Source organism: Promicromonospora kroppenstedtii DSM 19349, from assembly GCF_000515355.1.
Lineage (GTDB): Bacteria > Actinomycetota > Actinomycetes > Actinomycetales > Cellulomonadaceae > Promicromonospora > Promicromonospora kroppenstedtii.
In genome coordinates, this window is record NZ_KI911746.1 from 14,265 (window position 1) to 24,014 (window position 9,750).

General features: G+C 72.1%; 9 protein-coding genes and 1 riboswitch. Of the genes, 2 read left to right on the forward strand and 7 right to left on the reverse strand.

Features of this window, described 5'->3' with window-relative positions; translation table 11 throughout:
• The first annotated feature begins 548 nt into the window (after positions 1–548).
• Together PROKR_RS25280 and PROKR_RS25285 are read left to right on the forward strand one after the other, a co-directional pair.
• Entirely contained in the window at positions 549–1,730 is a 1,182-nt protein-coding gene (locus PROKR_RS25280; RefSeq protein ID WP_157602669.1) for an alpha/beta hydrolase family protein, read from the forward strand.
• Positions 1,731–1,885: 155 nt separating this feature from the next.
• The gene (locus PROKR_RS25285) at positions 1,886–2,380 is read left to right on the forward strand and encodes a YbaK/EbsC family protein (RefSeq protein WP_051433353.1); all 495 of its coding nucleotides are present in this window, start codon (positions 1,886–1,888) and stop codon (positions 2,378–2,380) included.
• Positions 2,381–2,398: 18 nt separating this feature from the next.
• On the opposite strand, the gene PROKR_RS25290 is transcribed toward PROKR_RS25285, so the two are convergent.
• From PROKR_RS25290 to PROKR_RS25320, 7 genes are all read right to left on the reverse strand, one after another.
• Positions 2,399–2,953 carry a hypothetical protein gene (locus tag PROKR_RS25290; protein WP_051433354.1) on the reverse strand — a complete coding sequence of 185 codons (555 nt, stop codon included), beginning with the start codon at positions 2,951–2,953 and terminating at the stop codon, positions 2,399–2,401.
• Between the two features lie 71 nt (positions 2,954–3,024).
• Entirely contained in the window at positions 3,025–3,918 is an 894-nt protein-coding gene (locus tag PROKR_RS25295; protein WP_157602670.1) for an SMP-30/gluconolactonase/LRE family protein, read from the reverse strand.
• A gap of 73 nt (positions 3,919–3,991) precedes the next feature.
• Positions 3,992–4,597 carry a cysteine hydrolase family protein gene (locus PROKR_RS25300; protein ID WP_211240238.1) on the reverse strand — a complete coding sequence of 202 codons (606 nt, stop codon included), beginning with the start codon at positions 4,595–4,597 and terminating at the stop codon, positions 3,992–3,994.
• Positions 4,594–6,018 (reverse strand): purine-cytosine permease family protein, encoded by a 1,425-nt coding sequence (locus PROKR_RS25305; RefSeq protein WP_051433355.1) that lies wholly within the window; start codon positions 6,016–6,018, stop codon positions 4,594–4,596. The genes PROKR_RS25300 and PROKR_RS25305 overlap by 4 nt, the downstream gene beginning before the upstream one ends.
• Positions 6,019–6,151: 133 nt before the next feature.
• Positions 6,152–6,994, reverse strand: coding sequence for a C40 family peptidase (locus PROKR_RS25310; protein WP_036969244.1), 843 nt, complete (start codon positions 6,992–6,994; stop codon positions 6,152–6,154).
• A riboswitch (cyclic di-AMP (ydaO/yuaA leader) is annotated at positions 6,995–7,150 on the reverse strand.
• Between the two features lie 208 nt (positions 7,151–7,358).
• Positions 7,359–8,708: an FAD-binding oxidoreductase gene (locus PROKR_RS25315; RefSeq protein ID WP_036969245.1), complete on the reverse strand. Its 1,350-nt coding sequence runs from the start codon at positions 8,706–8,708 to the stop codon at positions 7,359–7,361.
• 229 nt (positions 8,709–8,937) lie between these two features.
• Positions 8,938–9,486 (reverse strand): hypothetical protein, encoded by a 549-nt coding sequence (locus PROKR_RS25320; protein ID WP_036969247.1) that lies wholly within the window; start codon positions 9,484–9,486, stop codon positions 8,938–8,940.
• Positions 9,487–9,750 lie beyond the last annotated feature (264 nt).

Sequence of the window (9,750 nt, forward strand, 5' to 3'; positions counted from 1 at the left end):
GTCGTCGATGGTGCCGCCGGTGGACACGATGCGGACCATTTTTTCCAGGGCGCGGCTGGTGGCTTCCTCGGCGTCGATGCCGGGCACGCGTGCCGCGACGGAGCGTACGACGTTGGGGCGGTGCACCACCCAGTCGTCGACCTGGACGTCCTCACCGCTCACGTCGACCCACCCCCTCAGCGCAGCGTTTTTCCACCCGTGACGATGCCTGGGAAGCGCAGCCGGGGGACTACTGCGCTCAGCGAGATGCGGGTTGGATGTGCCGTTCGGACGACACGCGACTGTTGTCGGAAATGGCATGCGAAAGGCGATTCCGCCCCGGTCTTGTTGGGCCCAGCATACGTAACGGGCCCTCGGTATCGGGCATCGCTGAGGATGAAATGCATCGCACGCGAAGGAGTGCATGCGCCCGTGATTCCGCCGTTTTTCATCCCGTAGAGGACAACCCCGGCTTTTCGGCGTGGGCCATTCAGGGGCTTCCCGGGCTTGTCCCTGGAAGCCGCGCGGGACTCTCGACCTGATCCGCACGGCGTGCAAAGAATCTGGGCATGCAGACACCTAAACGCCTGGTCAGATCCGCTTTTGCCGCCACGGCCCTCGTGGCGTGCACCGCGCTGGTGGCCCCCAGCGCGATCGCGCTCACGGGGGCGGCGTCGGCCACGTCGTCGGCCCATGCGCCGTCCGACCCGACCGAACCTGCGCTCGCCCTGCCCGAGCCGACCGGCCGGTTCCCCGTCGGGGTGACGCCGGTCCACCTGGTTGACGAGGGCCGTGCGGACCCGTGGGTGCCGCAGGCGCGCCGCGAGCTGATGGTGTCGCTCTGGTACCCGGCGGTACCGCGTGGTGACATCGCGCCGTACACGACGGAGGCGGTGTCCGCGGCGATCATCGAGAGCGCGGGCCTGCCGGTGTCGCCGGGAATCCTGACGACGGTCGAGACGCACGCCCGCGACCGCGCCCCCGCGCTGCCCGGGCGGCGACCGCTCGTGGTGCTCTCGCCGGGTGCGGGGCTCAGCCGCGAGTCACTCACCGCGCTCGCCGAGGACCTCGCCTCCCGCGGGTACGTCGTGGCCGGCGTCGACCACACGTACGAGGCGCGAGTAGTCGAGTTCCCGGACGGCCGGGTCGCCGGGTGCCTGCTCTGCGAGCGCGAGAAGACCGCGGAGCTCGGGGCCCAGGTGGTACGAGGGCGCTCGGCGGACATCAGCTTCGTGCTGGACGAGCTCACCAGTGGTCCGCTCTGGCGGCACGCGCCGGTGATCGACGCGCGGCACGTCGCCGTCGTCGGACACTCGATCGGCGGGGCGGCCGCCGCTCTCGCGGTCACGGAGGACCCGCGGGTGGACGCCGGGGTGAACATGGACGGGACGTTCCAGGTGGACCTCCCCGAGGCAGGTCTGGACCGGCCGTTCCTCATGTTCGGCAGCGCCTCTCACGAGGCGGGCGCGAGCGACGGGACGGACTGGCCGGACAACTTTGCGCGGCTGGACGCTGGCCAGTGGCTGCAGGTCCCGACGGCGAACCACGGGTCGTTCACCGATCAGCTGATGTTCCTCGACCAGCTCGGGGTGCCGCTGCCCGGCGGGCCTGGCACGGTCGGTGGTGAGCGGGGCGTCAAGATCACTGCCGCGTACGTCGGCGCGTTCCTGGACCGCCACCTGCGCGGCCGGGACGCCCCGCTCCTGGACGGTCCGTCGGCGGCCTACCCGGAGGTCGAGTTCGAGGGCTGACCGTCGGCGTCGGCGTTGTACCGATGTGCGCTTCTACCCCGTCATTAGGCCCGGAAATCCATCCGGTTTCGGGCCTAATGACGGGGTAGAAGCGCACTTCCGGCGCCGGGCCAAATGAATGGGCGGGCGTCGGCGGGGTGCCTAGGATCTTTTCCATGTCGAACCAGGTCCCGTCCCCGATCCACCCTGCCGTCGAGAAGGTCACGGCCGCGCTCGCCGAGGCCGGCGCGACCGGCCAGGTCCGCTGGCTGGACGACGCCGCCACGACCGCCGCGCTGGCCGCCGAGTCCCTCGGGATCGGCGTGGGCCAGATCGCCAACTCGCTCGTGTTCCTGTTCGACGGGACGCCGACCCTGGTGCTCACCTCGGGCGCGCACCGCGTTGACACGGCCTGGCTGGGGGAGCAGGTCGGAGCGACGATCACCCGGGCGTCGAAGGAGCAGGTCAGGGAGGCGACGGGCCAGGTCATCGGCGGCGTCGCGCCCGTGGGCCACCCTGCGCCGGTGCCGACCTACGTGGACACGGCCCTCGCCGCGCACGACGAGGTGTGGGCGGCGGCGGGCCACGCCAAGACCGTCTTCCCGACGACGTTCGCCGAGCTGGTCCGCATCACGGGCGGCACCCCGACGACGGTCACCCCGGAGGGCTGAGGGGTCGGACGGCGCCCGTCAGCCCCCGAGCGCCCCCTGCCCCGCGACCAGCGACACCGTTCCCAGCACCAGGAACACCGGGGCGGCCAGGATGCCGCACCAGAAGCTCGGCGCGGCGACCTGCCGCGGCAGGAACAGGCTCACGACCCCCGCCGCGGTGATCAGCACGGCCGCGAGCAGCATGATCGGCTGCTCGAACACGAACGACAGCGGCGCGAAATGGGTGCCCACCACGATGAGCACGGTCGGCGCGAGGAGATGCTGCCGCCCGGTGCGCGCGTAGAAGACCGCGAGTCCGGCGATCACCGCGACCTCCAGCCAGAACACCACGATGTAGACGATCAGCGCGGTGCTCCCGGAGACCAGCGCCGTCGGGCCGTCCCAGCTTCGGATCAGGGGCGGGAGCCCGAGGCCGAGCAGCGCGAGACCGCCCGCGCTGAGCACCCCGAGGACTACCCGCCAGACGACGCCGGCCGGCGGCCGCTCCTGTGCCCAGCCCGCCCACATGAAGGTGACCAGGCCGAACAGCACTGCGGTGAACACGAGGTCACGTGCGAACTCGGCGTTCAGCATCTCCGGACCACCTCCCGGCGCAACGGTACTGAAGTCGGCGCCCGTTTTGTGCCCGAGCGGCTGAACCCAGGTCAGCGCACGCCCCGCACCGTGACCCGGATCGAGAGCAGCAGGTTGGTCGCCGTCACGAACAGCACGTTGCCCTTGGCCCCGCCGAACGTCAGGTTGGAGCAGACCTCGGGCAGCAGCAGCTTGCCCAGCAGGGTGCCGTCCGGGTCGATGCAGTGCAGGCCGTCGTGCGCGGCGGCCCAGATGCGGCCGCCGTCGTCGACCCGGACGCCGTCGAAGGTACCGGCGTCGCACGTGGCGAGCACCTCGCCACCTGAGAGCATGAGGTCGGGGCCGACGTCGAAGCGCCGCAGGTGCTTGCGCTCGCTGTCGGCGACGTAGAGGGTGCGCTCGTCGGCGGAGAAGGCGAGACCGTTGGGGCCGGCGAAGTCGTCGGTGACCCGCGTGACCGAGCCGTCGAGGTCACGGCGGTAGACGTGGGTGCCGCCGATCTCGGGGACGGCGGCGAAGCCCTCGTAGTCGCTCTGGATCCCGTAGGTCGGGTCCGTGAACCACACGCTCCCGCCGCTGTGCTCGACCAGGTCGTTCGGGCTGTTCAGGCGCCTGCCCTCCCAGCGGTCGGCGAGAATCGTCACGGTTCCGTCAGGCTCGGTGCGCGTCACCGACCGGCTGCCGTGCTCGCACTGGAGCATGCGGCCCGCGCGGTCGACGGTGCGCCCGTTGGCGTACCCGCCCGGGCTCCGCCAGACGCCGACGCCGCCCGTGGCCTCGTCCCACGCGAGCACCCGGTCGTTCGGGATGTCGCTGAACAGCAGGGTGCGCCACGCCGGTGAGTAGGCCGGGCCCTCGAGCCAGCTGCCCTCGTCGTAGAGCACGTCGGCGAACGTGTCACCGCGGACCGGGGCGAATCGCTCGTCGTGGCGCTCCCACCGGGCGCGGATCTTGCTCAGGGTCACAGCTGTCTCCTTCGTGGTGGACGACCATGCGGTTGCTGCCAGGACGGCCGCGGTCCTGGCAGCAGGTGCATGGTCAGTTCGGGGTGGCCGCCAGCACCTCGTCGGCCGTCGTCACCTCGATCAGCGGCGCGTACAGCCGCATGATCTCCAGGGCGCGCTCGTGGTTCTCCGGCGTCGAGCCCGCGCAGGCGTCGTCGACCACGAGCACGCGGCGGCCGGCGTCGGCGGCGGCGAGCGCCGTCGAGACGACGCAGCAGTCGGTGGCCACGCCCGCCAGCACCAGCGTGCCGGCGTCACGCGTTGCGGCCGCGAGCTCCGGGCCCCACTTGCCGAACGTGGTGCGCGTGACGACGGGTGCGCCCCCGGCGACGACGTCGGCGAGGTCGGTGATCTCGTAGAGCGGGTCGTCGTCGGGCACGAGCGCGAAGGGCCACTGGTCGAAGTAGGCGCGCCAGGCGCCGTCGGGCACGGCGGGGGCGACGTAGCGGGTCAGGACGGTGCGGCCCACGAACTCGGGCAGCAGGCGCCGGGTCCCGGCCAGGGCGCGCGGGTAGTCGGGGGAGGCCCAGGGGTTGGGCGGGACGGCGAACACGTCCTGCATGTCGATCACGACCAGGGCGGCATCCGGCCCGACGCCGCCCCCGACCTGCGCCCCGGGAGCACCAGAGCCGGCGCTCACCGCTCCTCCTGCCGCCGCACCGCGCGGGCGCTCAGCAGGAGCGTCCCGAGGAAGCCGAGAGCCAGGGCGACCAGCACACCGAGGTTGGCGAACGCCCAGTTCCCCTCCACCCCGCCGAAGGGGCCCAGCAGGTAGCCCTGCCAGGCCAGCCAGGGCGCGTAGGTGTTGGTCACCAGCCCCCAGCCGATGCCGGTGCCGACCACGACGAGCAGCACGGCGGGCCAGTTCACGGACCCGTACCGGCCGGCCGGGTCGTAGAGGTCGGCGTCGGCGTAGTCGCGGCGGCGCAGCAGGATGTCGGCGAGCAGCACGCCGCACCAGGCGGCGACGGGGACACCGAGGGTGATGAGGAAGCCCTGGAAGGGCCCGATGAACGAGTCGGCGACGAACACCACGTAGATCGCGCCCACGACCATGAGCGCGCCGTCGATGGCGGCCGCGACCCAGCGCGGGGCGGGCAGGCCGAGGGACAGCAGGGCGAGACCGGAGGAGTAGATGTCGAGGGCGGCCCCGCCGATCAGCCCGGCCAGTGCCACCACCGCGAACGGGATGAGGAACCAGGTGGGCAGCAGCGTGGACAGGGCACCGATCGGGTCGGCGCCGATCGCCTCGTTCAGCGCGGGGTCGGAGCCGGCCAGCAGCAGGCCGAACACGAGCAGGACGACGGGGGCCAGCGAGGCGCCGAGCGTGGTCCAGCCGACGATGCCGGGGCCGGAGGCGGAGCGCGGCAGGTAGCGCGAGTAGTCGGCGGCCATGTTGACCCAGCCCAGCCCGAAGCCGGTCATCATGAACACGAGCCCGCCGATCACCTGCGGGCTGCTGCCCGCGGGGATCGCGGCGACCGCCGCCCAGTCGATGTGGTCGGCCACCAGGATGATGTAGACGACGGTGAGCACGGCGGTCAGCACCGTGATGACCACCTGGAGCCGCATCACGAGATCGAACCCGAAGACGCCGGCGACCACCACGATCCCGGCCACGACGATCAGGGCCACGACCTTGGTGACCGTGCCGCCGCCCCAGCCGAGCGTGCCGAGCACCGTGGACGTCGCCAGGGTGGCCAGGGCGACGAGCACCGTCTCCCAGCCGACCGTGAGGATCCACGACAGCAGCGAGGGCAGCTTGTTGCCCCGCACGCCGAACGCGGCCCGGGACAGCACCATGGTGGGCGCCGAGCCGCGCTTGCCGGCCAGCGAGATGAACCCGCAGAACAGGAAGGACACCACGATGCCGACGACGCCCACGACCACGGCCTGCCAGAACGACACGGCGAACCCGAGCAGGTAGGAGCCGTACCCGAGTCCCAGCACGGAGACGTTGGCGCCGAACCAGGGCCAGAACAGGTTGCGTGGCGACCCGCGCCGCTCGGCCTCGTCGATGGTGTTCAGGGCATTGGTCTCGACGCTCGTGGGTGAGCTCATGGTGGCGATCCTGCCACCCGCCGCCCCGTCAGGGCGAGGGTGGGGTCGTGGGGGGACGCGCGAAGGGCCCGCACCGAGACGGTGCGGGCCCTTCGTGTGGGGAGCCGGGGCCGGGCGGGGCCGACCCGCGGCGTCAGCTGATCCGGAGGTAGACCGGGCTGTCCTGCCAGACCTTGGACTCCCGGACGGTCTGGCCGGGAACCGGGGCCTCGATCTGCATGCCGTTGCCGGCGTAGATCGCGACGTGGCCCGGGGACCAGATGATGTCGCCCGGCTGCGCGTCAGCGGCCGAGACCTCGGTGCCGGCGTAGCGCTGCTCGGCCGAGGAGTGCGGCAGGGTGATGCCGATCTGGGCGTAGACGTAGGACGTGAAGCCCGAGCAGTCGAACCCGGCGGGGGTCGAGCCGCCCCAGACGTAGGGGACGCCGAGGTACTGCCTGGCGATGTCGACGATCGTGGACCCGGAGGAGGCGGCCGGCGCCGCGGCCTTCTTCTCGGTCTTCTCGGCGACGGGGGCCGCCGTCGTCTCGGCCTTGGCGGGCTCCGCCTCGACGACGGGCTCCGGCTCCGGCTCGGGCTCGGGCTCGGGTTCCGGCTCGGGGGCCGGCGTCACCTTGATGGTGCCGGTCTCCAGCGCGAACTCGCTGTCGGCGGCGACCTTCACGGCGGGGGCGGTGTCCACCTTGGCGGTGGTCAGCGCGGCGGTGGCCACGTCGGCGGTGGTCGACTCCTGGGCGGCGTCGCGCACCGCGTCCTTGACGGCCTTGAGCTCGGCGGTGGTGGCCTGGGGCTCGTCCGCCGGCGCGGCGTGGGCCGGTGCGGCGAGCAGCGAGACGAGGAGTCCCGATCCGGCTGCGACGACCGCGCCACGGCGGGCGGTCGCGGAGATTCCGCGTGCCGCGGCACGCGAGAACGGGGTCAGCGGGGTGATGGGCGGGTGGGCAGCACGATGGCGCCCGGGCGTGCGTGTACTCACAGCATTTCTCCCGGCGCCTACGAGGTGAGCTGTCGGATTCGGATCGGAGAATGACCCGGCCGCGTCGTGCTGGTTGCGGCTTCACCCCAAGGGCACCTCGCGGTGCCCACGTACTTGGTTCCCCCGTCCCTGTCATCTGTTCAGAGCAGATCTCGCGGCGGTGACAGGGCTCGGCGTCCACCTCGAGTGCCCACGGAATTCCCCGCGAGCCGGACCGACGGTAACGAACCTCGGCCCGAAAGTCACGATCGCGTTACGGACGACTCGGACAGGCGGTGGATCTATTGACCGTAATGTCCGACCTGCGCTAAACGGTGGGCGCCGCCCGGAATCCGGGCGGCGCCCACCGGGCCGAAGGTCCCGACTAGGACATCCGTCCAGGTCGCACATTGTGGTTGCGGGCGAAGAGATTGCTCGGGTCGTACTGCTCCTTGACCCGCGCGAGCCGCTCGTAGGTCGGCTTCGGGTAGACGGCTGTGACGTCGGTCTCATCGGCCGTCGTGAGGAAGTTCGCGTACGCACCGCTGAGGTGCGGAGCGAGCCGGCCCCACAGTCCGTCGAGCACCGGCCTGGCGGCCTCGATCACCGGCGCCGGGCCTCCGGTGAAGGTCGTGACCATGAGCTCCGCCTCCCGGTGGGCGTAGGCGGTGGCGTCGCTGGGCACCCGGGCCATCGCGCCGCCCAGGCTCCGGATCGCGATCGACGGCGCACCCGCCGACGTGCCGACCTCGGCCAGGATCCGCAGGGTCTCCTGGACCGACTCGTGGTCCACGAGGCCGTCGTGCGCGATCACGTGGATGCCGGGCGGCGGCGTGCCGCCCTCCACCAGGACGTCCGCGTAGTCCATCAGCGCGACGTCGTCCGCGATGACCGTCCCCAGCCGGCGGATCGGGTCGAGCGCCGCCGCGGCGGCGTCGGGGTCGTCGCCGTCGAACGCCACGTGCACCTCCACCGGGGCCTCCGGCCCGCCCGCCTGCGGGTTGGCGAGGTTGGTGATGGACGTGACCTCCTCCGGGGCCGTGCGCAGGTAGTCCGCCCAGCCCTGGAGCACGGTGGCGGCCTCCCCCGCGGGGAACGACACCTTGCCGAAGAAGACGCGCGTGCTCCGGTGCGCCGCGAACTCGAACGACGTCACGACGCCGAAGTTGCCGCCGCCGCCCCGGATCGCCCAGAACAGGTCGGGGTGCTCGTCGGCGCTCGCGGTCACGACCGCGCCGTCGGCGGTGACGACCTGCGCGGCCACCAGGTTGTCGAGGGCCAGGCCGTACCTGCGGACCTTCCAGCCGATACCGCCGCTCAGCGTGAGCCCGCCGACGCCGACGCTCTTGGTGTCGCCCGACGAGATCGCCAGGCCGTGCGGCGCCAGTGCCTCCGCGACGTCGCCCCAGTGGGCGCCGCCGCCGATCCGCACGAGGTGCCGCTCGGTGTCGACGACCTCCACGGTCGCGAGCGGGCTCAGGTCGACGACGATGCCGCCGTCGTTGGTGCTGAAGCCGGGAAAGCTGTGGCCGCCGCCGCGGACCGAGAGCACGAGCCCGGAGCCGGCCGCGAAGCGGACGGCCGCCTGCACGTCGGCCACGGACTTGGGCCGCAGGACGTAGGCCGGACTGCCGACCACGAGCCGCGAGCGCGCCACCGACTCGTAGTCGGCCGCGCCCGGCTCGATGATGTCGCCGCCGAAGTCGCGGCGGAGGGTGTCGAGTGCTGAGGTCATGACGTTTCCTTCCAGGCTGGGGTGCCGAACGAAGGATTGACTCGGCGGGGCCGGAAGTTGTGACCGGGGGGCCGTGTGGCCTGGCTCACGCCGTGGTGTGCTGGGCGAGGCTGCCCGCCTCCTCACGCCATGCCGATGCATGTAGTCGCCGCGGGGCAACACCCCGCTCGTGCGGGCCTCGCTCAGCCCGGAGGCACTGGCTGCGCCGGAGAACTGATCGTCCCGGGACTCAGATCCCGTCGGCGGGAGCGGGTGCCGGAGCATCCTCCGGTGCCGGCTCTTCTGCTTCCTTCGTCGTACCCTTCGCGGACCGGTCCTTCTTGTCGCCGTCCTCGTCCTTGAACACGTTGTCGAGCGTCGCGACGAACGTCGTGAAGAGGGTCACCAGGATCGCGACGATCCACAGCGTCCACTGCAGGAACGGCCACGGCGCCAGCGACCCGAGCCACCAGAAGACCCAGGCGATACCGCCGCCGACCGCGACGATCATGATCGTGCCGATCACCTTGCCGGCGTCCAGCCTGCGGCGCGGCCGCTGCCTGGCGGTGGTGCGGCCGCCGACCGCGCGGCGGGCGGCGCGGACCGCGAGCTCGTTGATCGAGTCCTCCAGGGCGTCCCTGCCCTCGCCCGCCGGCATGTCCCGGTGGATGGTCACGAGCCGGTGCAGCTTGCGGTCCGTGCCGGGCACCACGCCCAGGAACGCCGCGAACGCCGACACCACGGCACCGAGCGCGGGCAGCCCCACCGACAGGATCGACACCATCTCCGAGGTGATCACGGCGCAGAGCCTATCCACGTGAAGGTGGGTTTCGCCCCAGAAGTCGCAAGGTGCCCCCAGCAGCCTCCGCCAAAGGTCGTAGACGGAGTGCCTGCCTGCGGACGATGTGCTCGACCGCGCGGCCGGACAGGCTGGTCACGTCCGGAAAAACGCCCCCGGACCAGCCCGAACACCTGCCGAGCGCGAGGAGCGCGACGATGTTCTCGACCCACGACCACACACCCACCGAGCGGCCCGACGGCGCCCCACCGCGCCGCGCCCGCC

What these genes read in the sequence shown, in the direction of transcription:
- PROKR_RS25280 (WP_157602669.1), top strand. Translation starts at nt 549, where the DNA reads ATGCAGACACCTAAACGCCTGGTCAGATCCGCTTTTGCCGCCACGGCC.
- PROKR_RS25285 (WP_051433353.1), top strand. Translation starts at nt 1,886, where the DNA reads ATGTCGAACCAGGTCCCGTCCCCGATCCACCCTGCCGTCGAGAAGGTC.
- PROKR_RS25290 (WP_051433354.1), bottom strand. Translation starts at nt 2,953, where the DNA reads ATGCTGAACGCCGAGTTCGCACGTGACCTCGTGTTCACCGCAGTGCTG.
- PROKR_RS25305 (WP_051433355.1), bottom strand. Translation starts at nt 6,018, where the DNA reads ATGAGCTCACCCACGAGCGTCGAGACCAATGCCCTGAACACCATCGAC.
- PROKR_RS25315 (WP_036969245.1), bottom strand. Translation starts at nt 8,708, where the DNA reads ATGACCTCAGCACTCGACACCCTCCGCCGCGACTTCGGCGGCGACATC.